Below are 24,519 nucleotides of genomic sequence, written 5' to 3' on the forward strand. Positions count from 1 at the left end.
CCGAGTCGGCATGTGGTGGCGGGAAGAATACTCGGAGGGGCCGACATCCCTGAGGTCGTGGACCGGCCGCCGCCGGCCGGGGAGCGAGGGGGCTTCTCCCGACTCCGCCCCTACGGCAGACGCCTTCCGGGCGGCATCCGACCCGTTCCGGGCGTTCCCCCCGGGGTCCTGACCGAGTGCCGGGGCACGACCTGCCGGAAGCCGTCGTGTCCTCGTTCGCCCGAACCGAAGCCCGCCCGGAACCCGTTCACCGAGTGGGGCCGGACGGCGCTGATCCGGACCGACCGGCAGGGCCCGACCGGTGACCGCCCGACGCCGCCACCGGCCGCATCGGGAACGCCCCCGTTGCGCGGGTCATGACATCCCCGCATAAGATCACGTCGATCGGCCAGGGGGGCGGATCTTCTGGGCCTTGGGGGGCGACACCATGGGTGTCATCGTCGGTGCAATGGTTGCGGTATGTGTCGTTGTGGGCGTGTGGTGGGTCGTCCGGACCTACAACCGGCTCGTCCGGCTGCGGAATCAGACGCAGGCTTCGTGGGCGCAGATCGACGTGCAGATGAAGCGACGTCACGAGCTGATCCCGAATCTCGTCGAGGGGGCGCGCGGCTACGCCGCCCATGAGCGCGCCACCTTCGAAGCGGTCACCGCCGCACGCGGACAGGCCATGAGCGGCGGGCTCGGCGCGACGGACCGAGCGGCCGCCGAGGACGCGCTGACCGCCACCCTGGGGAAGCTGTTCGCGCTCGGGGAGAGCTACCCGGAGCTCAAGGCGGACCAGCACTTCAGTACGTTCCAGGCCGAGTTGAGGTCGGCGGAGGACAAGATCGCGTACGCACGGCAGTTCTACAACAGCGCTGTGCAGAGCTACCACACCGCCCTCGAAAGCTTCCCCGGGAACATCGTGGCGGGGCTGGGCGGCGCGCACGGGCGCCGGGAGTACTTCGAGGCCCCCGGTGCGGCTCAGGACGCCGTCCAGGTGAGGTTCGCGTGACGCTCGTCGAACAGCTCTACTGGGGCGGCGCCGCCCTGATCGCGCTCTGGCTGGTCGTGTTCGGGCTCGCCCTGGTCGCGACCCGGAACGGCGTGGTCACGCCGGGGCCCGCGACCCAGGAGTTCGGGGACGATCCCGAACCTCCGGCCGTGGTCAGCCTGCTCGGCAACCGCTGGCGGGGCGTGGAGCACGCTGCTGCGGCCACCCTGCTGGATCTCGCGGCCCGCGGGCTGGTCGAGCTGCGGCAGCCGGGCGACGACCCCGCCCGCAGCACCGTGCACGTCACCGAGGCAGGACAGGCCGCACCGGTGCTCCTGGCTCATGAACAGCGGGTGCTCGAACGGGTCACCGCCCGAGCGGCGAACGGCGGAGCGCCCATCGGCGCGATCGCCTTCCGCGACGACAAGCGCGCCGCCTCCTGGAACACGGCCCTGCGCCAGGAGATCGTCGCCGAGGCGCGGCTGCGCGGCCTGTCCCGGTTCCGGTTCGCGCGGTCGCTCGGCAGCGCCCTGCTGATCGGTGCCTTCGTACCCGGATCGCTGTTCGCCGTGGCCGCGGTCATGGGAGGGCACGGCGTGCGTGCCGCGGCCGCTGTCGGTGTGGCGCCCGGGGTCGCGCTGGTCTTCCTGCTCGCCAAGTCGCTGCGCGAGCGGGCCACACCGAAGGGCCTCGAACGTGCCGGGCACTGGGAAGGGCTGCGGTCCTGGCTGACGGCCCACGAGGACTTCGCCCAGCTGCCGCCCGCCTCCGTGGCGGTGTGGGACCGCTATCTCTCGTACGGGACCGCGCTGGGCGTCACCAGCTTGACCAGCCGGCTCCTCGGCTTCGACTCCGGCGACCGGCGGCGCGTCTGGTCCTCGTACGGAGGGACCTGGCGCCCGGTGCGTATCCGCTACCCGCGGCTGCGCCCCGGATTCGGCGGCTCGACGCCCCGGCTGTTGCAACTCGCGGCCGCGGCGGCCGTGGTGGCGGGGGGCCTCTTCGCGTTCGCCGTGCTGCGGCAGCCCGACTGGGTGGTGGCGGTCGACGAGGGCTCGATGCGTCGGCCGGGGGTGGTGGTGAGCGCCGGCTGGGTGGGCGTGGCGCTGCTCGCTCTCGTGGTGGCCGGAAAGTTCAGCCGGTGGGCCCTGTTCGTGGCCTTCCTGGCGATGATGCCCGGAAACTTCGCGAGCGGCGGCCACGGCTGGTTCAGGGACACGGCCGTCCACGACGGTCCTGTGCCCGTCGAGTGGGCCGCGGTCACGGCCTTCGGCGCGCTGGCTGCGTACTTCGTGGCACTCGCCTGTCTGGAGCGGCGGGAGCCCGACACCGTCACTGGTGAGGTCCTGCGCATGGAGTCGCGCAAGGGCAGGAGGGCGGCACGGTTCCTGGCCCTGGACGAGGGGAATGCCGACGTGACCACCGCCTGGGCGCTGCCCGCGGCCTCGCAGGGCATCGCGACCGGAGCCCAGGTGCGGCTCAGGGTCTCGCGGGGCACGCGCACCGTTCTCTCCGCGGAGCTGGTGCGGGCCGCGAGGCCGGAGGGCGACCGGGCGGCGAAGGGCGTCAGGCAGGACGTGTCCTGAGGGAGCGGATGCTCCGGAGCGCCTCCACGGCGAAGCGCTCCGGACGCGTACCCACGCGGATCGCGGCCAGACGTCCCTGCTCGACGAACGACCGCGAACTGCGCCCGCCGATGGCACGGTTGGCGACCGTGACGTTCGAGGTGAAGTACGCGGGCAGCTCCTGCCACCACCCGGCCTGCGGGTGGTGGCCCGAGCTGTACGTCTGTGCGGTGGAGTCGCTCGCGATGTACACCGTGCCGGTCACCGACGCGCCTCTCCCGGCTGCTCCGGAGGAAGCTGAGGCGGAGGCGGAACGGGGAACACCCAGGGCGCCCGCGACACCGGCGCCGAACGCGCCCGCGGCGCCGAGGAGGAAGCGTCTGCGGCTGTTGCCGCCGGCCAGCGCTGTAGGGGGCATCCGACCTTCTCCGCAGAGGTGTTGGAGAATCGTCGGAGTCCGGCGGCAGCCGGTGCGGGAAAGGTCGCCCGGCAGAGGAAAGGCCGTCCGGCACGGGAGGGGTTCGCCCTGGCGGGGCGAGGGCCGGGCGACGCGGAGCACGGGAGGGCGCCGGGTCCTGCGGCGGAGACACCTCAGCCCTCGTCACCAGGTCGTGCCCGGCCTGCCGGGCGCGACCTGGGCGCGTGCGGTCACGCTGCTGCGTGCGGAGCGGGCCCCTCGGCGCCGTGCCAGTCGAGTATGACGACGGTGGCGTCGTCCTTGAGGTTGCCGCGACAGGCCTCCAGCACCGCCGTGGTCAGGGTGCGAACGGCCTCCCTGGGGTGGGAGGCGCGGGTGCCGGCCACCAGCGCGGCCAGGTCGACGGCCGAGGCACCGCGCTCCTGCATGCCGTCGGTGAGCAGGACCAGGCGGTCGCCCGGGTGCAGCTGAACCGTCTGGAGCCGGTACGAGGAGGGCGCCGCGACGCCGAACGGCAGGTTGACGGCGAGCTGGACCTCCTCCGCCTCCGTGGCGCCGTCCCGCAGGCGCAGAGGCCAGGGGTGTCCCGCGTTGACCAGTTCGCACATGCCGGTCTCCAGGCGGATGCACAGCAGTTGTCCGGTGGCCAGAGCACGGCTGTGGCTCAGCAGGGCCTCGTGCGCTCGGTGGGCCTGCTGCAGGGCGTCGCAGCCCGTGCGCCGGGCGCCGCGCAACGCGGCCGTGACCAGCGTGGCCAGCAGGGCGGATTCGGTGTCGTGGCCCATGGCATCGGTGATGGACAGGTGCAGTGTGTCCTGATCGAGGGTGTAGTCGTACGTGTCCCCGCCGATGTCGTCCGCCGGGACCAGGCCGGCGGCGAGGGTGAACTGGGGGGCCTCGCAGCACGAGGACGAGGGGAGCAGCTGATGCTGGATCTCGGCGGCCAGGCTGGTCCGCGTCGTGCGCCTGCCCGCGTGGTACAGGTCGGTGAAGCGGCGGTCCGTCACGATGATGTAGGCCAGAGCGTGCGCCGCGTCCCTGATCTGCCCGAGGACGGTGTCGTCGGCGTACTGCAGTGTCACCTCCAGCACGCCGATGCAGTCACCGCGATTGCTCACGGGGGAGATCACGCGCCTGCCGCCCTGACCGTCCGACTCCACGTGCTGCAGCTGGCTGCGGAGCACCGAGTCGTACACGCTGCCCTGCAGGCCGATCTGCTCCGCGGCGTCGGCCACGTCACCTTCGGGGGGTGCGATCAGGCGCAGCAGCCGCTGCCCCATGAGGTCGACGAAGAGGAACGACACGCTCTCTGCTCCGAAGCGCTTGCGCAGGTCGTGCGCGATCACGCCGACGGACTCCCCGGGCGGCGCGGACTCCGCGGCGGCCAGAAGCTCGCCGAGTTCCAGATCTCTGCCATCCATGGCAACCTCCCATCTTCTGTCGCCACTTCTTCCCCGGGTTTCGCCGACCTCACCCGGCACGTGCCTCCAACCCGGCGCATCACCGTCCGCAGGATTGCAAAGACGCACGTCACGGCATATTCCACGCCGTTCGTCCCGCACCGTGGAATGCGGCTGCGTCCAGTGGGCAGGCATGACAGGGGAGGAACGCGAGCCGTCCGGCACCCGCCAGGGGCCCCGCGTCCGCCCCTCCCTGCCGAGACGGCAGAGTAGGGGCCATGACCCCGTACGAGACGATGCCCTTCCACCTCACCACCGGACGTCTGGTGCTGCGGCCGTGGCAGGAGTCGGATGCCGCCGAGTTCCGCATGCTCCTCTCCGAACGCGGCAAGGAGACGCCCACGGTCGACCACACGCGGAAGGCCATCGCGAAACTGCTCGCCGAGACGGAGACGACGGGGTTCGCCCTGCTGCCCGTCCAGCGGCGTGACGAGGGCGACTTCATCGGCTACTGCGGGCTGATCATCGGCCGCTCCACCGTGGAGGAGCCCGAGATCGCGTACGAGCTGTTCCAGCGCGTGCACGGATGCGGCTACGCCACCGAGGCGGCGGCGGCGGTGCTCGATGCCGCTGCCGCGACCGGACGGAAGCGGCTCTGGGCGACCGTCGGCACGTGGAACGCCCCGTCCCTCCGCGTCCTTGAGAAGCTCGGATTCGAGCGCGACCGTGTGTCCACGGAGGAGAGCGGTGAAGTGGCATGGCTCACACGCTCGTTGACGTGACCCGGTGGCCGCGCGCCAGGCCTTCCGACCGGCTGTTCTCCGTCGGAGCCCGCCGGGAGCCGGCCCGCCGGCGGGCGCGCCAGCGCGGCGTTCCCGCGCATCTGTTGGTCACCCGCCTCGCTCCGTCGTGGTCCCCTGCGGCTAGTTTGTGTGCAGGACAGGTACGCAGGCCCGTGGTGACAGTGGTGCACGGGGGACGGGAGGACGGGAAGAGTGTCGCTTCGCGGAGGTGACCCGGCCGAGATCGGTGGCTATCCGCTCGAGGCGCGGCTCGGCTCGGGCGGCATGGGCACGGTCTTCCTGGCCCGTACGAGTTCCGGGCGGCCCGTCGCGATCAAGCTGATCCACCAGCAGTTCGCGGGGGACGACGAATTCCGCATCCGTTTCAGGCAGGAGGTGGCAGCGGCGAGGCGGGTGAGCGGCGCCTTCACCGCCGCCGTGGTCGACGCCGCCCCCGAAGCGGAGCAGCCGTGGATGGCGACGGCCTACATCGAGGGACAGACGCTCTCCCAGCGCATCGCGGCCAACGGCCCGCTGGACGGAGCGGAGCTCAGGAGGCTCGCCATCGGGCTGGCGGAGGCCCTGCGGGACATCCACCGGGTAGGAGTCGTCCACCGTGACCTCAAGCCCTCGAACGTGGTGCTCTCGCCCGAGGGCCCGCGCGTCATCGACTTCGGCATCTCGCGCGCCGTGGACCAGCAGACGCTGACGATGACCGGGCGGGTCATCGGGACGCCGCCCTTCATGTCGCCGGAGCAGTTGCAGGCGCCGCGTGGAGTGGGACCGAGGTCCGACGTCTTCTCGCTGGGGACGCTGCTGGTGTACTCCGCGACGGGCCGCGGGCCCTTCGACGCGGACAGTCCCTACATGACGGCCTACCAGGTGGTGCACGAGGAGCCGTCGCTGGGCGCCGTACCGTCGGCGTTGCGCCTGGTCGTCGAGTCGTGCCTGGACAAGGACCCCGACAAGCGCCCCTCGGCGGACGAACTCCTGGTGCTCCTGCGGGACCTGCCGGCCGATCTCGGCGGCACGGACGGGACCGGGACCGGCACTGGTCGGACCCGCGACATGATCACCCAGCATCACCTCGGGGCGGCGGCCACCCCGGCACCGAGCGCCCCCGCTGCCGCGCCTGACGGGACCCCGGCACCGAGCGCCCCCGCCGCCGCCGCGCCTGACGGGACCCCCGCCGGTCCGGATGCGGGGAGCGCCGGCGTCCCGCTCGGACCCGGTGACGGAAGCGCCGGTGCCTCGGACGCCCCCGTCGGCCGTCGTCCGCGCCGCCGATGGCGCCCGGTGCTCGCGGCCGCGGTCGCGGTGGCGGCGATCGGCGGGGGAGTCGCCGGGCTGAAGGCCGGCGGCATCGGAGGGGACGGCGGTGGCGGCAAGGGGGGCGGCGTCGCAGCACCGGGTGCCGTGCTTCCGGACGGCTTCGCGCCGTGGCGGACGACCGTGCCGGGCGGCCGCGCCGGCATCACCGACGAACTCCGCTGTGTGGCGCGCGGCGACGCGCTGTTCTGCGGGGGCGGTGGTGCTGTCGCGACCCGTATCAGGACCCGGGACGGCTCGCGGGTGTGGACGGCGAAGAGCCCGGGCGTTCCCGTCCAGGGCCTGCACCTGGTGGGCGCCACCGACGACACGGTGCTCGGTTACCGCTTCGCCGACCAGGACGCCCCGCAGGGCCCACCCATCGAGGTGGTGGCCCTCGACGCGGACAGCGGCCGGGAGCTCTGGTCCGTCCCGTCCGGTGCCCAGTCCACGGCCGTCACGGGCAGGACGCAGGACGCCCTCGTGGTGGGCTCCGCCGTCGTGACGGTCGACGCCGCCAACTCGCGCTTCGAGGCCCGTGACGCGCACAGCGGAGAGGTGACCTGGACGACGCCGTTCCCCGAGGCGTCGCAGTGCGCTCCCGTACCCATGGGCTCCCGGCTCCTCGCGATGTGTGCGACGCGGGCGGAGGTGGACGCCCTGGAGGTGCGCCACCCCACCCTGCGGACCGTGGACCGCGCCTCGGGAGCGCTGGGCAGCCCCATCGAGGTCGACGGCCCCGCCGTGCCGACGGGCGTCGCCGACGGGCGGCTCGTACTCCTCCAGGAACACCGGGAGGGACCGGCACTGGCCGGCTACGACGGGGTGGCGCGGGTCGATCCCGCCTCGCGGAAGGTCACCCACTCCCGTCTCGCCGAGACCGTCGAGGGGACGCCCGGCATGGCGGACGGCACCGTCTACGTGAGCGGGCAGACCGGTCTCGTCACAGCCGTCGACCCCGCGACCGGGCGGAAGAAATGGACACGGCAGACCGGCGTGGAAGGCGCGTCCGGCCCCGTCCAAGGAGCCGGCGCGCTGTACTTCAGCTCGGCCACCGGCCGTGTGGTCGCGCTCTCGCCGAAGGACGGCACCTCCCTGTGGTCGACGGACCCGCAGGCTGACGGACTGACCGGCGGGCAGGGCGCGAGCCCGCGCGTGACCACGGCGGGGCGCGCGGTGGTCGTGGCGGCCGCCGAGAACACCCTCTTCGCCTTCGACGCGCAGAACCCGCCGAAGCCGGGCTGACCAAGCGGGGACATGGGCCCGCGGGCCGCTTCACACCGGCGCCCGGTGCGGCGAGGAAGCGGTCCGCGGCCGTCTCCCTTCCGGGCCCGCTCCGGCCGCGGTCCTCCGCCCGCATGCGGCGGAGGCTCCTCCGGCCCACGGGCCCGTCCGGCACAGTTCAGCCCGAGGCGGCGTTGAGGAGGTCGAGAGCGCTCTGCTGGCACCCGTGCTCGGTGGTGCCGCCGCCGCCGCTCCAGTGCGGTCCGTACTGGTCGAGGGCGTTGCGGTCGTGGTCGTAGGCGCTGTTCGCCCAGCGGGTGAGGGCCGGGGAGTAGGGGCGGTCGGACAGCTGCCGGTTGAGTACGCCGAGCCCGCGGACGTAGGCGCCCTTGAAGCTCGGACCGTCCCCTGTGCAGCTGTCGCCCTCGCCCGGCTCGCGCAGCACACCGTCCGTCTGGAGCCGCACCGTCGAGGCGTCGGCCAGTCCGCGTGCCGTGGTCAGCACGCCCGAGTCACCCGTGGCCTTGTGGAATTCGGTCAACGCCCCGAGGATCACGCCCTGGTTGTAGGTCCAGGTCGGCTGCCCGTTGTTGGCGCAGGCGCCGTCGAGGCCGTCGTTGATCATGCGGTCACCGTTGATCATGCCGCTGTTCCGGAACCAGTTCCATTCCGCCTTCGCCCGGTCCAGGTACGTCGTGTCCCCGGCGATGCGGTTGTGCAGGGCCGAGGTGAGCTGGAGGAACAGCTCGTTGGTGATGGCGTTCTTGTAGTTCCCACCGGTGTTCCAGCGGACCCCGCCCCCACAGGTGCTGTTCCAGTTCGCGTACATGTGGTCCGCGTCGGCCCGCGCGGTGTCGAGGTACCGGCGGTCACCGGTGCGGTCGTACGCGGCGATCCAGGCCAGGCCCCACCAGCCGGTGTCGTCGAGGTACTCGTTGCGGAACTGCCCTCCCTGCGCGTTGATGTTCCTGTCGTAGGTCTCGGCGATGGCATAGGTGTAACTGCCCATGCCGCTGATCCGGCTGTTGTCGATGATCGCGGTCAGCGCGTTGGCGGCGGTCCACCACCCGTTGCCGCCGAACAGCTTGCTGCTCCGGTCGAACGACATCATCAGGGCGGTGGCCGCCGCGGTGCTCCGGCTGCCGGCGTTCCAGGTGGTCCGTGCCCAGGGTGTGCACGCGATGGCCCCGCCGGCCGGCTGCCCACAGGCTCTCAGGGCCCCGACTCCCCGGGTGTTCCAGTCGTCGACGTTGTACATCTGGGTGCGCCAGCCGCGCCCGCCGGACGGCACGGCTGTGTTGCCGAGACGGCTGCCCGACGCCCACGTCCGGCCGCCGTCCATGGAGCGGTCCAGCCACACCTGGTCACCGGTGCCGCCGTTGTCGACGGACGCCCAGCCCATCGCCGCGGCGTCGTCGAAGTGCAGGGCGATCGACCGTGACGAGACCGTGGCGGTGACGGGCACACGGTCCTTCGTGCTCAGCGCCGGATCCCGCGCGTCGCAGTACGTGTTGCACACGGCCGCCGCGGGGGCGGCAGCGGCCTGCGATGACGGCATCCCCCCGGTGATCAGGGTGGACAACGTTGTCAAGGTGGCCAGGGCAGCGGCTGATCTGAATCTCGGTGGCTTCACGAAGGGCTCCCGGAGCGTCTGGTCGCGGTGGGGGGAGGTTCTGCGGAAGTGGAGAGCGCTCTCAGAAATTAGCCAAGCGGCATGAGCGCGTCAATGTCTCGGGCAGGGGCGGGACGGTTCGTCCAGCCCGGGTGCGGGCCCCCGCTCCGGTACCCCGCGTACCCTGTCTCCCGTGGTCTCCCGCCTGCATCACGTCGCCGTCCTCGTACTCGAGGGGGCGAAGCCGCTCGATGTCGGCATCCCCGCCCAGGTGTTCACGACCCGCGCGAGCATGCCGTACGAGGTGCGGGTGTGCGGGGCGGCACCCGGTCTGGTGACGGGCGGCGACGGCCTGTCGTACCACGTCGCCCACGGCCTCGACGCGCTGGAGTGGGCCGGCATCGTCTTCATCCCCGGCTACCGGTTCCCGGACCGTGACGACCCGCCGCGAGCCGTGACGGACGCTCTGATCGCGGCCCACGAACGGGGCGCGCGGCTCGCCGCGATCTCCACCGGCGCCTTCGCGCTCGCGGCCACGGGCCTGCTCGACGGCAGGCGCGCCACGACGCACTGGCACTACACCCGGGCCCTCGCGGCGGGGTATCCGCGCGTACAGGTCGACGAGAACGTCCTGTTCGTCGACGAGGGCAGTGTGCTGACCTCGGCCGGCGCCGCTTCGGGCATCGACCTGTGCCTGCACATCCTGCGCGGTGACCTCGGGGTGGCCGCGTCCAACCACGCGGCCCGGCGCCTGGTCGCGGCCCCCTACCGCAGTGGCGGCCAGGCGCAGTACGTGCCGCGCAGCGTCCCCGACGCGCTGGGGGAGCGGTTCGCCGCCACCCGGGAATGGGCGCTGCACCGGCTCGGCGAACCCCTGACCCTGGAGGTACTCGCCCGGCACGCGGCGGTCTCGCCGCGGACGTTCTCGCGGCGCTTCGTCGAGGACACCGGGTACACACCGATGCAGTGGGTCATGCGCGCCCGCATCGACCTCTCCCGCGAGCTCCTCGAACGCTCCCAGCAGAGCGTCGAGCAGATCGCCGCCGAGACCGGTCTCGGGACGGGTGCGAATCTGCGGCTGCACTTCCAGCGCATCCTCGGGACCACCCCGAGCGAATACCGGCGCACGTTCGCGCAGGGCGAGTAGGCGCGGGCGAGAAGCCCGCACCACCCATGGCGCGATCCTTTCGAACCGTGGCGATCGCGCCGCTGTCACGGGCGGACGCGGCGCGCGACGCTGGTGGTGACTCGAAGGGACACCATTCATGACTCGCATCGCCATCAACGGATTCGGCCGCATCGGACGCAATGTGCTGCGCGCACTGCTCGAACGCGACAGCGCCCTCGAGGTCGTCGCCGTCAACGACCTCACGGCGCCCGCCACCCTCGCCCGCCTGCTCGCCTACGACACCACAGCCGGCCGGCTCGGCCGCCCGGTCACCGTCGACGGGGACACCCTGGTCGTCGACGGCCGTCGCATCAAGGTGCTCGCCGAGCGTGAGCCGGCGCAGCTGCCGTGGGCCGAACTCGGCGTGGACATCGTGCTCGAGGCGACCGGCCGCTTCACGTCGGCCAAGGACGCCCGCGCCCACCTCGACGGGGGTGCGAAGAAGGTGCTCGTCAGCGCTCCCTCGGACGGTGCCGACGTCACGCTCGCGTTCGGGGTCAACAACGAGGCGTACGACTCCGAGACGCACACGATCGTCTCGAACGCCTCCTGCACGACCAACGCGCTCGCGCCGCTGGCCGCGGTGCTCGACGAACTCGCCGGCATCGAGCACGGCTTCATGACGACGGTGCACGCCTACACGCAGGAGCAGAACCTTCAGGACGGCCCGCACCGCGACGCCCGCCGTGCCCGCGCCGCCGCCGTCAACATCGTGCCGACCACGACGGGCGCCGCCAAGGCGATCGGCCTGGTGCTGCCGAACCTGGAGGGCAAGCTGTCCGGCGACTCGATCCGCGTCCCGGTGCCTGTGGGCTCGATCGTCGAACTCAACACCACCGTCGCCCGCGACGTGACGCGCGACGACGTGCTGGCGGCGTACCGCACTGCGGCGGAGGGACCGCTCGCCGGCGTCCTCGAGTACTCGGACGACGCGCTCGTGTCGTCCGACATCACCGGCAACCCGGCTTCGTCGATCTTCGACTCGGAGCTCACCCGTGTCGACGGCCGCCACGTCAAGGTGGTCGCCTGGTACGACAACGAGTGGGGCTTCTCGAACCGCGTGATCGACACGCTCGAACTCCTCGCCGCCGGCTGACGGGACGCCGGGGCGGCCCCACCTATGGACGCCGCCCCCGCCCCCCTCGCCCCGCCCTCCCAGGACCGTGGTGTGACCAGCTGCGCGGGTCGACACGACCGGGCCGGTACTCCGGCATCGGGGGCTGCCGGCCCACCCGTTCGGCCGGTGGGAGGGCTGACGGCCCTCAACCGAGCGGCTCGGCGCCCCCGGAGGGGTGGAGGCCGTCGACGGGCCCTTCCGTGTGGGGGAGGAGGGGTCGGGCCGGCGGATGCCGTGACGCTGCAACGACGCCGACAGGCCCGCATGCCGGCGGATGGCGAAGGGGGCTTCTTCAGGAGCCCGGGCAGACCGACGGCGACCGGTTGCGGCACGTCCTTCGGAGGCGGCATGAAGCATCGGATGCTCCTCGCCGCCTTCACCGCGGAAGACGTGCGTGCCCCCGTCGCCGGCAACACCTTCCGGCGCAGCACCCGAGGCGAGGTGGACTCCTCGACATGGTCACCTCGGCCCAGGCCGAAGTCGCCCGGCCCGACGAGAGATCGTGAACCAGTCACAGGAAGGACCCTCTGCACGAGAGCGTCCGCCGTGACGGCTGAGCCGGAACCGGCCGCACGCCCTCACCTGACGTGTCGTCGGACGGACCGCCCGCCGGATCCGATGGGGAGATCTGCCTGCCTGCGGGACTTCGATGGCTAGATTGGTGATCCATGGATCGCCGGCCGCTCAAACTCATCGTCGATGTCGCCCTGGTGCTGACCGGCACCCTCATGGGCATCGCGACGAACTACGCGACCAGTGAGCCGGAACATGCGCCACTGGTTCTGCGGCTGTTGCAGCAGTGGTCCGTGCCGCTGCTCGGCATCGCGCTGGTGATGCTCGTGGGCGGGCAGTTGCTCTCCCACCATCTCGACCGGTCGGTGCCGGTGAGACGGCCGGTGCACTCCGCACAGCCACCCTTCCCGGGACTCGAGCCCTTCACCGAGGACGACGCAGCTGTCTTCTTCGGCCGGGACCGGGAGATCGCAGGACTGGTGAGCCGGCTGCACCCGGCGGTGCCGGGCCGGGCACAGCGGTTCGTGACGGTGGTCGGCCCTTCGGGAAGCGGCAAATCCTCGCTGGTGAGGGCGGGACTGCTGCCCGCGCTGGGGCGGAGGCGCGGTCGGTGGACAGTCGGGGCCGCGTTCTCCCCCGGGCCGGACCCGGCCGGCGCCCTGGCGAGGCACCTTGCCCGACTTGGCGCGGAGCGTCCGGCACTTGTCGTCGTCGACCAGATGGAGGAGCTCCTCACCCTGGCCGGATCCGAGGAGCGGGAGGCGTTTCTCACCGCTGTACGGGAGGTGTTGAGCCACGACCCCCGGGTGTGGTTCGTCGCCACTCTCCGCTCGGACTTCCTCACCGAGGCACTGGAGTCCGGCCTCGCCGAGCTGGTGCGCGAACCCGCAGTGATCGGCGCGCTCGGCCGGGACGAACTGTACGAGGTCATCGAGAAGCCTGCCGAACAAGCCGGGTTGACGTTCGCCCCGGGTGTGGTCGCCCGCATGGTCGGTGACTGCGGAGGCGGTGACGCGCTGCCGCTGTTGGCCTACACCCTCCAAGAGCTGTATCTGCGCGCCGGAGGACCGGGAGCGACCGTCAGCGAGGAGATGTACCACGCGCTCGGCGGCGTGGCCGGTGCGCTGTCCGAACGGGCCGACCAGATCGCAGGCGAACTCGGGGACGCACCCGTGACCGCGACCTTGCTGCAGTTCGTCACGGTCGACCGGACCCAGGCAACCCGTCGTCGGATCCGCCGCGCCGACCTCACCACGCAGGAGCAGGAAGTCACCGACGCCTTCGTGACCGGGCGCCTCCTCACCAGCGACGGTGGCACGCTGGACGTCGCCCATGAGGCGCTGTTCCGTCAGTGGGCACCCTTGCGCCGGGCTGTCGCTGCGCATGCCGATGAGCTGCGCCGTCGCACCGAACTGGAGCGCTGGGCCCATGACTGGGACCTGGCGGGACGGCTGGACTCCTATCTCCTGGTCGGTGAGCGGCTGGGCTCCGCCCGCACCTGGCAGGCCGAGGACGGCCGGGATCCACTGATCGCCGTGTTCGTCGACCGGTCGGTCCGGGCGGACCGCGCGGCGACGGAACGCGTGGCGGACGCGGTAGCGGCCCGGGTGCTCGAAAGTGTCGACCGTGAGCCGGAACCCGCGCTGCTCGCCGCTCTCGCGGCGGTCGACGAGTGCGCGGCCACGCAAGGGGCGGTGCAGGCGCTGCACACGGCCTTGGGCGCGTCGCGGCTGCGAGCGGTGCTGCCCGGCTTCGCTCGGGGGGCATCCGGTGTCGCGTGGTCTCCGGACGGCCGGTTGCTGGCCGTCTCGAGCGACGACGGGACCGTACGGGTGTGGTGCCCTGACCGGGAGGGCCGACCGGTCGTGCTCGCGGGGGAGGGGGCCTGGATGCTCGGCGTGGCATGGTCCCCCGACGGACGCCGTCTCGCTGCCGGGTGCAGGGACGCCACGGTCCGCATCTGGTCCACCGACACCTGGGATGAACTGGCTGTCCTTCCGCATGCGGCGGCGGGCGGCGACCGGGAGAACGGGGTGGGCGGTGTGGCCTGGTCTCCGGACGGCAGCCTCCTCGCCTCGGTCGGCAGCGACTGTGCCGTGCGGATGTGGGACATGGAGTCGTACGCCGGAACCGCCGTGATGCGCGGCCACGAGCGGATGGTGTGGAGCATCACGTGGTCACCGGACGGGGCGCTCGTGGCCAGCGGGGGAGAGGACGGCACGCTGCGGATCTGGGACGTGGACTCCGCCGCCCTCATCCACACGCTCACCGACCACCGGAGCAACATCGAGTCCGTCCGGTGGTCGCCGGACGGACGCCTCCTCGCATCCGCCTCGGGTGACCGGACCGTGCGGCTCCGGGACACCGGAAGCTGGGGCACGGAGCGGATTCTGCAGAGCCGTGACGTCATCAACTGCCTGGCCTGGTCGCCCGACAGCACGCGTCTGGCGGGAGGTGACGCGGAATGCGCGGTCAGCGTCTGGAGTCTCGACGGAACGGAGAGCGAGCTCCGGCTCACCGGTCACACCGACACCGTCTACGGCATCTCCTGGTCACCTGACGGTGAGCGGCTGGCGACGGCGTCACGCGACCGGACCGCGGCGGTGTGGGACATCACCGAGCGCACGCATCTCCTCCGCGGCCACGACGACTCGGTCCAGCGCGTGGCATGGTCGCCCGACGGTACGCGTGCAGCCTCGGTCTCCCAGGACGGCACCGTGCTCATCCGGAACCTCGCCACCGGCCGCACGACGGGCAGACGGCACACAGCGGAAGCGTCCGACGTGGCCTGGTCGCCCGACGGCACACGACTGGTCACCGCGCTGCGTGACGGGCCGGCCGTCCTGTGGTGCGCGGACGGAGGCGACGACGACATGGTCCTGGCGGGGCACGCCGAGGATCTCTACAACGTCTCCTGGTCGCCCGACGGCACCCGCATAGCGACTGCGTCCCGCGACGGCACGGCCCGTATCTGGAACGCAGCCACGGGCGCGACCGTCCACGTCCTGAGAGGCCACACCAACTGGGTCGGCGGGGTGGCCTGGTCGCCGGACGGCCGCCGCCTCGCCACGTCCAGCGCGGATCGCACAGCCATCGTCTGGGACACCACCGACGGCGCTGGAGTCGCCACCCTCCGCGGCCATTCGGACTACGTGTGGAAGGTCTCCTGGTCGCCCGACGGCCGCCGTCTCGTCACTGGTTCCCGCGATCGGACGATCCGCGTGTGGGACCCCTTGGACGGCACCGAACTCGCTGTCATGACCGGCCACGAGGACCGGGTCCAGGACGTGGCCTGGTCGCCTGACGGAACGCGCATCGCTTCCGTGTCCCGGGACCGTACCGTCCGGCTCTGGGAGCCCGACTCCGCCACCCACGTCGCCCTTCTGGGAGTCCACACCGACTGGGTGAACGGCCTTGCCTGGCATCCGGACGGGACTCGGCTGGCAACCGCCTCCCGCGACCGGACCGTACGCATCTGGACGCTGGCCGATCGCGACGTCGACGGCCTGCTGCGCCGGGCCCGCAAGCGCGTGTTCCGTGAGCTCCGGGCCGACGAACGGCGCGCCTTCCTGCTGCCGGACAGGAGCTGATGCCCGGGTGGCGGAGCGGACGCCGGGTACGTCACCCGATGCGGGTGCCGGCCATCGGCCGAGGCGTGCATCCGGGCCCTCGACGGTACCCGGGCCACCCGCGTCCCGGTTTCCCCGCCGGGCCCGAGCGCGCCCGGGAGGCCGAGCCGCCGTCTGCCGGACGGGCGAGCCCGATGCGGCACGACCGATCGGACCGAAGTGTCGGACGGTGCCCGACCGGGAACCCGTGATCCGTCGGGAGCACGAGAACCATGGAGGATGCTGTGGAAGCTGGTCCGGTGCGATGGGTGGGCGCGGCCACCGCTGCCTACGGTGTGGCCGTCCTTGTGCGACCGGCCTTGATGGCCCGTCCGTGCGGTCTGGACGACGGGGACGGGTCCGTTCCGGCCCCTGCCGCCCTGCTGATCCGGGCCATGGGCGTCCGGGATGCCGCGATCGGCATCGCCATGATGGCCGCGAAGGACCGTTCCGTCCGGCGGGCGGTGACCGCATGCCGGGTCGTGGCCGACCTCGGCGACGCGGTGCTGTTCGGCACGCAGCTTTCCGAACCGGCCATGCGCCGCAAGGCAGCTGCGGTTGCAGGGGGCTGGGGTGCGCTCTGTGTGGCGGCAGGTCTCGCGTCGGAAGGATCCCGAGGACGCAGCACGCGCGGGCGGAGGTAGCCCCGGCCGGAGCCCGGGGTCTCTGCCGCTCGGGGGAGACCGGTCAGGAATCGAGAAGCCCCTGCCACCGCCCGGCCCCTAGCGTGGGGGACATGGCAACCACCACCACCGCGGCCCTCACGAGCCGCTCGTCCGTCGCTTCCGGGCCGGCCACCGTTGACGGTGGCACCGCCGCGGCCGTGGACGCCGGCGCCATGGTGCTGAAGCCCGTCACGGGGTGGCTGTGGGGGCACGGCGGCGTCGTCCGGGCCCCGGACCGGACGATCGCGGCCTCGGCGAAGAAGAACACCGGCCCCGCCACCTGAGAGACCGACGACATCGTCCTGCACACTCCCACACCGTCCCGACCGGTCCGGCGCCGGTGCACCGCCGTGTCGCACCTTCCACGAGAGGAACCCGTCATGCCGTCCACCAAGTCGCCCGCCGAGAAGTCCGCTGCCACCGCCGAGAAGTACGACGGATTCACCGCCGATGAGCGGGCCGCCATGAAGGAACACGCACGCGAGCAGAAGCAGGCTGCGGCGCGGCGTGGTTCGTCCCGTGCGGAGAAGGAGGCGGCAGCCGAGCAGGACGTGCGCGCGAAGATCGCCGAGATGCCGGAGCCGGACCGTGTCCTCGCCGAGCGCATCCACGAGATCGTCAGGACCGCCGCCCCCGGCCTCGCGCCCAAGCTCTGGTACGGGATGCCCGCATACGCCAGGGACGGCAAGGTCGTCTGCCACTTCCAGAGTGCGGAGAAGTTCCGGTCGCGGTACGCCACGCTCGGATTCAGTGACCTCGCGGCACTCGACGAGGGCACGATGTGGCCGACCGCCTTCGCCCTGAAGGAGCTGACCCCGGCCGACGAACAGCTCATCGGCGCCCTCGTGCGGAGGGCGGTGGGCTGAGTCCGGCAGAGACGGGACCTGCGGCGACCGTGCCCGGAAGCCCGGAAGCCCGGAAGCCCGGAAGCCCGGAAGCCCGGAAGCCCGGTGGGTGGGCGCCGGCCGGAGTCCTGCCGCCACTGCGGCGGCGCGATCAGCAGGTGTCGGTCCGTGTCGCGGAGGGTGACGCCGGGACGGTGGTCCTTCGGCCCGGACCCGCCGGCGCCGGATCGCCCACGGGGAGCAGTGCGCGCCGGCGCCGCCCTGCTCCCCGCCGTCGTGCGGTGCCTCAGGAGAGGTTGTCCCCCTGGGTCAGCGTCTCCCAGGCGACGAAGAGGTTGTTCGTGCCCATCGGACGCCCGGCCCGGGTGTAGGTCTCGGTGTTGCTCATGGCGTTCCCGAGCCTGTTGTGCAGGGCGTTGTAGCCGACCTCGGTGACCGGGCCGAGTCCGCGGTTGATGCTGCCGCCGCACAGCCACGACGGCGGGCTGTTCAGCTCGTACGTGGCGTGGAAGCCCAGCGCGTGCCGGATCCGCTCGCCGAACTCCGGGTACAGGTCCTGGCCCTGGATCCGGGAGGTCTCGGCCACCTGGGACATGGCCGCTATGCCGTAGCCGGTGTGGACGAAGTCGCGGCAGGTCTCCTGGGCGAGCCCGTTCACGAATGTGGTCTGGTTGTGCCAGTAGCCGATGATCTCGTCCCGGGTGTCGCGGCCGTCACCCGGCTTGGTGCGGGGCAGGGCGCCGTCCGAGGTGAGGTAGACGAAGGCGGGCACCCGGTTGCGGTAGAGCGACACCGCCCGGTCGTAGATGCCCTTGTCGTCGAGGAAGACCCCGATGCCGATGATGGCCTGGGTCATGCTCAGTTCCCAGTTGCCGTTGGAGTTCGAGCCGTTCTGGATCTCCGGGTAGTACACGTCCCGGAGCATCGTGCCGAACCGGCCGGAGTTGGGCCAGTTGCCGTAGGCGTGCTTGATGATCTCGGCCGCCTTGGGCCACGTGGAGGCGGCCCAGGCGGTCTGCAGCGGCGCGTTGCTGTTGGTGTGGTCCCGGACGGTGGCCGACCAGGCGTCCATGATCTGGATCGCCTTCGTGGCGTGCGCCGTGTTGCGCGTGACGTACCAGGCCAGGGCGTGGGTGTACGCGGCGATCGCGTCCTCGCGCTCGTCCGTGCAGCCGTAGTTGGGATTCGAGTACGAACCGCACTCGACGACGGCGCGTGGGTGGGGAGTGTACGACAGGGAGGCGTACCGCGAGCCGATCATCTGGCTGTAGGCGGCGGCCTGCGGTGCGGTGCCCGCGTCGACGCGGCTGCGCATGGTGTCCAGCTGGGCGCGGCTGACGCCGACTCCGGGGTGGGTGAATGCGGCGGGGGCGGCCTGTGAGGCCGGGATCGCGTCGGCGGCCACGTTCGCCCGGTCGTGCTGGGCGGCCGAGGCCGGCAGCGCGAGGAGGCCTGCCAGCAGCCCGCCTACGGTCGCGATCAGGGTGGATCTCAGGAATCTGCTTCGCATGGGGGGTGTGCCTTCCTGACCAAGGGGACGTTCTTGTATGTGAACACTTCCTGCGGACGTGAATGGCTGATGTCTCCAGGAAGTTAACGGGCTGCCATGGACGCGTCAAGGTCTAGACCTGCGTTGCCGTGCCGTCCGTTCGGGTGCCCTTCCCCAGGGGGTTCCCCGGTGGACCCGGAGAGCCGCCGGTCCGCCGCATCGGACCGGCGGGCCGTAGGGTCACCCTCGTGCAGCAGCTGCTTGAGATATCCGACCTGATCACGGCGGTCGACCCGCACGACGGCCATCGGCTCCCGGTCCGGCGCTCCGAGGTGATCCGGCGCCTGCGCGAGGGTGGTGACGAGCGCGCGGTCCGGATCGTCGCCAGGCTGCCCGTGGACGAGGACGGCGTACTCGATCCGGACACCGTGGACCGCGTACTCGTCCGCGTGCACACCGAACTCCAGCGCCTCAGCGAGGAGCTCCGGATCGGTGAGCGCCTGGGAGCCGTCCTCGGCCCGCTGTTCACCGCGATCCGTGAGGCCACCGGCCGGACGGGCCCCTTCCGTCTCGTCGACATCGGATGCGGGCTGGGGTACCTGATCCGCCGCCTCGCGGCCGACGGCGCCCTCGGCGCGGACGTCGAACTGATCGGTGTCGACCTCGACGCGGCCCTGGTCGGTGAAGCCGACCGGCTCGCCCGCGCGGAGAACCTCAACTGCCGCTTCACACACGGGAACGCCTTCGACCTGCCGGAGGCGGCGACCGTCTACGTCTCCACCGGTGTGCTGCACCACTTCCGCGGCCCCGCTCTGGACCGGTTCTTCCAGGCCCAGGCCGCCTCACCCGCCCTCGCGTTCTGCCACTTCGACATCGCCGCGACCCGCCTCGCACCCCTCGGCGCCTGGATCTTCCACCGTGCCCGGATGCGGCACCCCCTCGGCCGGCACGACGGCGTCGTCTCCGCACGCCGCGCGCACAGCGACGAGACGCTCCTGCTCGCGGCCTCGGTGCCCGGCATCCGGCCACTCCTGTACGAACCCCGCGGCACGGCGAACCCCTTCTGCACCACGCTGCGCCCGGTCATCGGCGTACGCCCGGAGCTGGAGGCGCCACTGCGCCGGGCGCTCGGACGCGACGCACGCCGCATGGCCGGGCCGGAGCACTTCGCCGGGGCCGCGCGATGACGCCCGCCGTACCGCTCCTCGTCCTCGGCCTGGCCGACGCGGCGTTCAGCGGCTTCCGCGCGTACGCCGGCCGCGACGCCCGCATACGCAAACGACGGGCCACCGGTCTGGCGGCCCTGCGCGGACTGGCCGTGGGGGCGGTCCTCCTCCTCGCCCCCACGCTGACCGCCGTCCTCCTGCTCCTGGCCGCCCCGCACCGGACACGGACCTACGGCACCCTGGCAGCCGGAGGCGTGGGCTACCTGCTTCCGCTCGCCTGTTTTGCCGCCGCCGTACTGCTCTCGCTCGCGGCGTACTTCTTCCTCCCGTTCCGGGCCAGCACCCTCGCGGTGGTCGTCGGCCTCGGACCGCTGACCCTGCTGCGCCCCCTCGCCGTGGCGGCCGCCTGCGCCGGGGCCGTCCTCAACGGCGGCGGCGGACCTGCCCTGCTGGTGGGCGCCGTCGCCGCCGGCGCGGTGCTCTGCGTCGAACCCGTGGTGCACCGGCGCTGGTACCAGCAGGTCCGGTGACGGGGTGCGCGAAGAGGGTTCCTGCGCGGTGCCGAACTGGGAGTATCGGCTCATGGACGACGATGCGGGCCGCAGTGAGTTCGTCGTACGCCGCGCGCACGAGTCGGAGTACGAGGCACTGTGCGGGATCGACCCGATCGCCGCCCGGGGTGATGCCGGGCGACGGGCGAGCATCCGACGGTGGTGCCGGCAGGGACTGACGGCCGTGGCGCAGGACGGGTCCGGCCCTCTCGGCTACTGCGTGGTGGAGTACACCTTCTTCGAACAGGGCTTCGTCACCATGCTGATGGTGGCTCCGGCGGCTCGCGGCAGGGGAGTGGGCCGCCGACTGCTGGACGCGGCCGCAGCCTCCTGCACCACCCCGAAGCTGTTCACGTCGGCCAACGTCTCCAACCAGCCCATGCAGCGGTTGCTCCGACGCGCCGGGTGGACCCCGGCCGGCCTTCTCCATGGGCTCGACGAGGGCGACCCCGAGCTGTTCTACCTCCGTCCGACCACCGACGGACCCGCTCCAGCCAGGTGAGGCCCGGCTGCGGTTGGACGGGTGCGTCCCCGGGGCCGTCGTGGCCGGCCCTGGGACAGTGGCCCTGTACGGGCCCGACGATCAGCCCGAGAACCCGGAGAGCCGGGGCCGGGCTTCCGCACGTCCGGAGGTCAGGACCTTCGCCAGCACCTCGCGCAGCGCTTCGACGCTCGCGGCCGGCACGTCGAGCACCGCCTCGATCTCCGTGTCCTCCAGCTCCAGATCGTCCAGACAGCCGGGGTCCAGCGACACCGTCAGCAAGGTGTCGGTCAGGACCACCTCACGGACACAGCCATGAGCCGTGCACTCATCAGGGGTCATCACGCAGTACGTGTCGGTCCCGAGTGAGATGTCCTGCTCGGACGGCTCACCGGCATCGCCGGTGAACAGAAGGAAGAACCCCTCGTCCTCCTCCGCGACACCGGCCTGCATCTCGCCCCCGGCGTCGACCTCGGCTGCGATCGACCGGGCCGTGAACCTGTACGTCATCCGCCGGTTCTACCAGACCCCGCCCCGGCCCGACCGCGCCCCTCCCCGGCGCTCGTACCAGCCTGGCCGGGCCTCGTGCGGACAGGGGCGGTGCCGGTCCGTCGTGCGCCCTGTGAGCGTAGGATCCCGGGCGGGCAAGCCGGACGTACAGAACCGACGGGGGAACTCTCATGCAATGGACCGCCCGCCAGGAATTCGACCGCGGAGCCGGGCGGCTGCAGGGCTGGGGCCTCGGCCTCATGGTGGTCTCGGCAGTCCTGTTCCTCTGGCTCGGCCGCCTCCTGTTGATGCCGTTCACCGTGGAGAGCTCCTTCGGCGAGATCGATTGCGACGCGCCGGTCTTCTACACCAGTGAGAGCACCCCGTACAGCGAGAGCACCCCCACGCTGTGCGTCGCCCGGCGTGACTGGCCGGAGTTGCTCGCGCTCGGCATCTTCGCCGTGCCACCGGCAGTCGCCGGTGCGGCCCTCTTCACGAGCGGGAGCACACGCAAGCGGGCGAGCGCCCATGTCTTCCGGATCCTCGAGATGCAGGACTCCGAGGAGCGCGCTCGTCAGAGAGCCCGCCCGGACAAGGCGTGAGCGCGGTCGTCCGTGTCGACGGATGGCGGGGCGGGATGACGACGGAGTCCGACAGGGGGAGGCGTGAGGGAAGGTCACCGGTGCGACGACGGTGAGTGCCGCGACGCGGTCGAGCGGGCCGAGCGCGCGACTCGTGCCGGATGTGCGGCGATCGTCGGTGACAGTCATGGCGGGGTGTGCGCCGGGTGTTGTCGTCCTTGCGTGCCTGGCCGCGCCGTCGCGTGCGTGTAGGTCGTGGCAGCCGTGGATTCCGGGCTCCGACCGCATGGCTCCCCGCAGGGCACGCCCGTCCCAGGCACCCGGCAGGCCTGTTCCGGACCGCACCGGCGATCGGCCGGAGACGGCATGCCTGCTTCCCCCGTACAGCTCCCGGAGAACCGGGCGGCTGCTTGATCGTCGGCGGGCGGGGTAGCGAATCTGCATGGCTACCGACAGATCCACTGCTGAGAGCGGCTACGTGCAGCCCGACGTCGACGTCCGGGCGTTGACGGAGGTGCTCGACGGCGAGTACGCCGAGATCCGTGACCTCGTCCGCAAGAACCTCGTGACCTACGCCTCCGTTCTTGAGGACGCCGACGAACTCGGTGTCGACGCGTTCCGTGAGCGGGTGCGTGAGCTCGTCGTCGAGATGGCCGCGACGGGGCAGACCGGCATGGGGTTCCCGGGCGAGTACGGCGGGGGCGGTGACATCGGGGCCTCGATCGCCGCCTTCGAGACGCTTGCCTTCGGTGACCTGTCGGTGCTGGTGAAGGTGGGTGTGCAGTTCGGGCTCTTCGGCGGCGCGATCCTGCATCTGGGTACCCGACGCCACCACGACGCCTATCTTCCGGACCTCGTCACCGGCCGTCTGATGGGCTGCTTCGCGATGACCGAGACGGGGCACGGCTCCAACGTCCAGGCCCTCGGCACCGTGGCGGCGTACGACGCCGCCCGCCAGGAGTTCGTCATCACCACCCACGGCGACCAGGCGCGCAAGGACTACATCGGCAACGCGGCCCGTCATGGTGAGCTGGCCGTGGTGTTCGCCCAGCTCGAGGTGGGCGGGAAGTCCGAGGGCGTGCACGCGTTCGTCGTGCCGATCAGGGCCGGTGGCCGGGTGGCGCCCGGTGTCAGGATCGAGGACGACGGCCGCAAGATGGGTCTCAACGGGGTGGACAACGGGCGGCTGTGGTTCGACGGTGTCCGGGTGCCACGCGAGGCGCTGCTCAACCGGTTCGCCGACGTCAGCGCCGAGGGTGTCTACGAGAGCCCGATCGAGAACCCGAACCGGCGCTTCTTCACCATGCTCGGAACGCTGGTGCAGGGCCGTGTCAGTGTCGGCGGGGCGGGGGTCAACGCGGCCAAGGTCGCCCTGGCGATCGCCACGAAGTACGCCGTGAAGCGCCGCCAGTTCGAGGCGGCCTCGGACGCCGAGGAGCAACTGCTCCTCGACTACGGTCTGCACCAGCGTCGCCTGCTGCCCCTCATCGCGCGTACGTACGCGCTGCACTTCGCACAGGACGTCGTCCGCACGCAGCTGCACGAGGTCTTCTCCGGGATCAAGGACGACGCCTACGCGCGGCGTCAGCTGGAGGCACGGGCCGCCGGGACCAAGGCGCTCGGCACCTGGCACGCCACCCGGGTCGTCCAGGAGTGCCGTGAGGCGTGCGGCGGCGCCGGCTATCTGGCCGTCAACCGGTTCGCCGCCCTCAAGAGCGACAGCGACATCTTCACCACCTTCGAGGGCGACAACCACGTGCTGCTGCAGCTCGTGGCCAAGGGCCTGCTCACCCACTACGCGAGCGAGTTCGAGGACCTGGACCAGCTGGGCATGGTCCGGTACGTGACGGGCCTCGCCGTCGAGACGGTCATAGAGAAGACGTCGGCCCACAAGCTCCTCGAACGGGTACGCGACCTCCTGCCCGGCGGCGACGAGTGGGACCAGGAGGCCGGACTCCTCGACTCGGAGTACCACCTCGCCATGCTCCGCTACCGGGAGGAGCACATGCTCGCCGGGGTGGCCCGGCGGCTCAAGCGCGGGATCGACCAGAAGCGCGATCCCGGCGTCGTCTTCTCGCAGGTCCAGGACCACGTCATCGCGGTCGCCCACGCACACGTCGAGCGGCTGGTGCTGGAGGCGTTCGTCGACAAGGTGGGCGAGCAGCCCGAGGGCGGCAACAAGGTGGCGCTCGGCCTGCTGTGCGATCTCTTCGCCCTGTCGACGATCGAGGCGGACCGTGCCTGGTTCATGGAGCACGGACGGCTGACCGTTCAGCGCTCCAAGGCGATCAGCCGTGAGGTCAACGACCTCTGCCGCAAGGTCCGGCCCCTCGCGGTCGACTTCGTCGATGCCTGGGGGATCCCGCCGGAGATGCTGCGCGCACCGGACCTGGTGGGCTGACCCGGCGCCGCCCGACGTGCGCTCACCCGCACGAACCGCTTCGGCCGGTTGCCGCGCCCCCCCCCCCAAGGCGGGGGCGGGCGCCCGCCCCCACGGGCCTGTGGCGGGGGGCGCCCCCAATCCCGCCCCCCCCCGGCCGCGGGTGAAAGACCCCCCCCCGCCC

19 protein-coding genes and 1 pseudogene are annotated in these 24,519 nt (G+C 71.9%); 15 read left to right on the forward strand and 5 right to left on the reverse strand.

What is annotated here, in order from left to right:
- The first annotated feature begins 448 nt into the window (after window positions 1-448).
- Together ACFC51_RS34655 and ACFC51_RS34660 are read left to right on the forward strand one after the other, a co-directional pair.
- Window positions 449-994 carry a LemA family protein gene (locus tag ACFC51_RS34655; RefSeq protein ID WP_376532717.1) on the forward strand — a complete coding sequence of 182 codons (546 nt, stop codon included), beginning with the start codon at window positions 449-451 and terminating at the stop codon, window positions 992-994.
- On the forward strand, window positions 991-2,559 hold the full coding sequence (locus ACFC51_RS34660; protein ID WP_376532719.1) for a DUF2207 family protein: 1,569 nt from the start codon (window positions 991-993) through the stop codon (window positions 2,557-2,559). The genes ACFC51_RS34655 and ACFC51_RS34660 overlap by 4 nt, the downstream gene beginning before the upstream one ends.
- On the opposite strand, the gene ACFC51_RS34665 is transcribed toward ACFC51_RS34660, so the two are convergent.
- Window positions 2,540-2,956, reverse strand: a complete 417-nt coding sequence (locus ACFC51_RS34665; protein ID WP_376532720.1) for a hypothetical protein — start codon at window positions 2,954-2,956, stop codon at window positions 2,540-2,542. The two genes, ACFC51_RS34660 and ACFC51_RS34665, sit on opposite strands and share 20 nt — an antisense overlap.
- Before the next feature lie 230 nt (window positions 2,957-3,186).
- Entirely contained in the window at window positions 3,187-4,377 is a 1,191-nt protein-coding gene (locus tag ACFC51_RS34670) for a PP2C family protein-serine/threonine phosphatase (protein WP_376372185.1), read from the reverse strand.
- 257 nt (window positions 4,378-4,634) lie between these two features.
- Here ACFC51_RS34670 and ACFC51_RS34675 point away from each other — a divergent pair, with 257 nt between their 5' ends.
- Both ACFC51_RS34675 and ACFC51_RS34680 read left to right on the forward strand, forming a co-directional pair.
- On the forward strand, window positions 4,635-5,138 hold the full coding sequence (locus tag ACFC51_RS34675) for a GNAT family N-acetyltransferase (RefSeq protein WP_376372188.1): 504 nt from the start codon (window positions 4,635-4,637) through the stop codon (window positions 5,136-5,138).
- Between the two features lie 213 nt (window positions 5,139-5,351).
- Window positions 5,352-7,691 (forward strand): PQQ-binding-like beta-propeller repeat protein, encoded by a 2,340-nt coding sequence (locus tag ACFC51_RS34680; RefSeq protein WP_376532722.1) that lies wholly within the window; start codon window positions 5,352-5,354, stop codon window positions 7,689-7,691.
- A gap of 157 nt (window positions 7,692-7,848) precedes the next feature.
- Here the strand turns inward: ACFC51_RS34680 and ACFC51_RS34685 are convergent, their stop codons facing one another.
- Entirely contained in the window at window positions 7,849-9,228 is a 1,380-nt protein-coding gene (locus ACFC51_RS34685; protein ID WP_376372232.1) for a glycoside hydrolase family 76 protein, read from the reverse strand.
- A 247-nt stretch (window positions 9,229-9,475) separates the two neighbouring features.
- Here ACFC51_RS34685 and ACFC51_RS34690 point away from each other — a divergent pair, with 247 nt between their 5' ends.
- From ACFC51_RS34690 to ACFC51_RS34715, 6 genes and pseudogenes are all read left to right on the forward strand, one after another.
- Window positions 9,476-10,429: a GlxA family transcriptional regulator gene (locus ACFC51_RS34690; RefSeq protein ID WP_376532724.1), complete on the forward strand. Its 954-nt coding sequence runs from the start codon at window positions 9,476-9,478 to the stop codon at window positions 10,427-10,429.
- 118 nt (window positions 10,430-10,547) lie between these two features.
- The gene (gene gap, locus ACFC51_RS34695) at window positions 10,548-11,546 is read left to right on the forward strand and encodes a type I glyceraldehyde-3-phosphate dehydrogenase (RefSeq protein ID WP_376532726.1); all 999 of its coding nucleotides are present in this window, start codon (window positions 10,548-10,550) and stop codon (window positions 11,544-11,546) included.
- Window positions 11,547-12,235: 689 nt separating this feature from the next.
- Complete coding sequence (locus ACFC51_RS34700) at window positions 12,236-15,670, forward strand: AAA family ATPase (RefSeq protein WP_376532728.1); 3,435 nt, start codon at window positions 12,236-12,238, stop codon at window positions 15,668-15,670.
- Window positions 15,671-15,957: 287 nt separating this feature from the next.
- Complete coding sequence (locus tag ACFC51_RS34705; protein ID WP_376532730.1) at window positions 15,958-16,332, forward strand: DUF4267 domain-containing protein; 375 nt, start codon at window positions 15,958-15,960, stop codon at window positions 16,330-16,332.
- Window positions 16,333-16,439: 107 nt separating this feature from the next.
- Window positions 16,440-16,634 (forward strand): annotated as a pseudogene (locus ACFC51_RS34710) (glyoxalase); the annotation flags it as partial.
- 99 nt (window positions 16,635-16,733) lie between these two features.
- On the forward strand, window positions 16,734-17,219 hold the full coding sequence (locus ACFC51_RS34715) for an iron chaperone (RefSeq protein ID WP_376372205.1): 486 nt from the start codon (window positions 16,734-16,736) through the stop codon (window positions 17,217-17,219).
- A gap of 265 nt (window positions 17,220-17,484) precedes the next feature.
- Here the strand turns inward: ACFC51_RS34715 and ACFC51_RS34720 are convergent, their stop codons facing one another.
- On the reverse strand, window positions 17,485-18,708 hold the full coding sequence (locus tag ACFC51_RS34720; RefSeq protein ID WP_376372206.1) for an alginate lyase family protein: 1,224 nt from the start codon (window positions 18,706-18,708) through the stop codon (window positions 17,485-17,487).
- A 227-nt stretch (window positions 18,709-18,935) separates the two neighbouring features.
- Here ACFC51_RS34720 and ACFC51_RS34725 point away from each other — a divergent pair, with 227 nt between their 5' ends.
- From ACFC51_RS34725 to ACFC51_RS34735, 3 genes are read left to right on the forward strand one after another with little or no spacing between them, the layout of a single operon-like run.
- Window positions 18,936-19,874, forward strand: coding sequence for a class I SAM-dependent methyltransferase (locus tag ACFC51_RS34725; RefSeq protein WP_376372209.1), 939 nt, complete (start codon window positions 18,936-18,938; stop codon window positions 19,872-19,874).
- On the forward strand, window positions 19,871-20,383 hold the full coding sequence (locus tag ACFC51_RS34730; protein WP_376372212.1) for a hypothetical protein: 513 nt from the start codon (window positions 19,871-19,873) through the stop codon (window positions 20,381-20,383). Before ACFC51_RS34725 ends, ACFC51_RS34730 begins: the two co-directional genes overlap by 4 nt.
- Before the next feature lie 52 nt (window positions 20,384-20,435).
- The gene (locus ACFC51_RS34735) at window positions 20,436-20,906 is read left to right on the forward strand and encodes a GNAT family N-acetyltransferase (protein ID WP_376532732.1); all 471 of its coding nucleotides are present in this window, start codon (window positions 20,436-20,438) and stop codon (window positions 20,904-20,906) included.
- Between the two features lie 81 nt (window positions 20,907-20,987).
- Here ACFC51_RS34735 and ACFC51_RS34740 read toward each other — a convergent pair whose 3' ends face one another.
- Window positions 20,988-21,395, reverse strand: a complete 408-nt coding sequence (locus ACFC51_RS34740) for a hypothetical protein (RefSeq protein ID WP_376372217.1) — start codon at window positions 21,393-21,395, stop codon at window positions 20,988-20,990.
- 170 nt (window positions 21,396-21,565) lie between these two features.
- Between ACFC51_RS34740 and ACFC51_RS34745 the strand changes: the two genes are divergently transcribed.
- Together ACFC51_RS34745 and ACFC51_RS34750 are read left to right on the forward strand one after the other, a co-directional pair.
- Window positions 21,566-21,976 (forward strand): hypothetical protein, encoded by a 411-nt coding sequence (locus ACFC51_RS34745; protein WP_376372219.1) that lies wholly within the window; start codon window positions 21,566-21,568, stop codon window positions 21,974-21,976.
- Window positions 21,977-22,397: 421 nt separating this feature from the next.
- Window positions 22,398-24,356 (forward strand): acyl-CoA dehydrogenase, encoded by a 1,959-nt coding sequence (locus ACFC51_RS34750; protein ID WP_376532734.1) that lies wholly within the window; start codon window positions 22,398-22,400, stop codon window positions 24,354-24,356.
- Window positions 24,357-24,519: the final 163 nt, after the last annotated feature.

This window comes from Streptomyces sp. NPDC055962 (genome assembly GCF_042270185.1).
Taxonomy (GTDB): domain Bacteria; phylum Actinomycetota; class Actinomycetes; order Streptomycetales; family Streptomycetaceae; genus Streptomyces.

Excerpts from the sequence above, each read along its gene's own strand:
- ACFC51_RS34740 (WP_376372217.1), bottom strand. The coding sequence starts at position 21,395 with ATGACGTACAGGTTCACGGCCCGGTCGATCGCAGCCGAGGTCGACGCC.
- ACFC51_RS34655 (WP_376532717.1), top strand. The coding sequence starts at position 449 with ATGGTTGCGGTATGTGTCGTTGTGGGCGTGTGGTGGGTCGTCCGGACC.
- ACFC51_RS34745 (WP_376372219.1), top strand. The coding sequence starts at position 21,566 with ATGCAATGGACCGCCCGCCAGGAATTCGACCGCGGAGCCGGGCGGCTG.
- ACFC51_RS34750 (WP_376532734.1), top strand. The coding sequence starts at position 22,398 with ATGGCTACCGACAGATCCACTGCTGAGAGCGGCTACGTGCAGCCCGAC.
- gap (WP_376532726.1), top strand. The coding sequence starts at position 10,548 with ATGACTCGCATCGCCATCAACGGATTCGGCCGCATCGGACGCAATGTG.
- ACFC51_RS34715 (WP_376372205.1), top strand. The coding sequence starts at position 16,734 with ATGCCGTCCACCAAGTCGCCCGCCGAGAAGTCCGCTGCCACCGCCGAG.
- ACFC51_RS34720 (WP_376372206.1), bottom strand. The coding sequence starts at position 18,708 with ATGCGAAGCAGATTCCTGAGATCCACCCTGATCGCGACCGTAGGCGGG.
- ACFC51_RS34665 (WP_376532720.1), bottom strand. The coding sequence starts at position 2,956 with ATGCCCCCTACAGCGCTGGCCGGCGGCAACAGCCGCAGACGCTTCCTC.
- ACFC51_RS34735 (WP_376532732.1), top strand. The coding sequence starts at position 20,436 with ATGGACGACGATGCGGGCCGCAGTGAGTTCGTCGTACGCCGCGCGCAC.
- ACFC51_RS34700 (WP_376532728.1), top strand. The coding sequence starts at position 12,236 with ATGGATCGCCGGCCGCTCAAACTCATCGTCGATGTCGCCCTGGTGCTG.
- ACFC51_RS34685 (WP_376372232.1), bottom strand. The coding sequence starts at position 9,228 with ATGCCGTCATCGCAGGCCGCTGCCGCCCCCGCGGCGGCCGTGTGCAAC.
- ACFC51_RS34730 (WP_376372212.1), top strand. The coding sequence starts at position 19,871 with ATGACGCCCGCCGTACCGCTCCTCGTCCTCGGCCTGGCCGACGCGGCG.
- ACFC51_RS34670 (WP_376372185.1), bottom strand. The coding sequence starts at position 4,377 with ATGGATGGCAGAGATCTGGAACTCGGCGAGCTTCTGGCCGCCGCGGAG.
- ACFC51_RS34675 (WP_376372188.1), top strand. The coding sequence starts at position 4,635 with ATGACCCCGTACGAGACGATGCCCTTCCACCTCACCACCGGACGTCTG.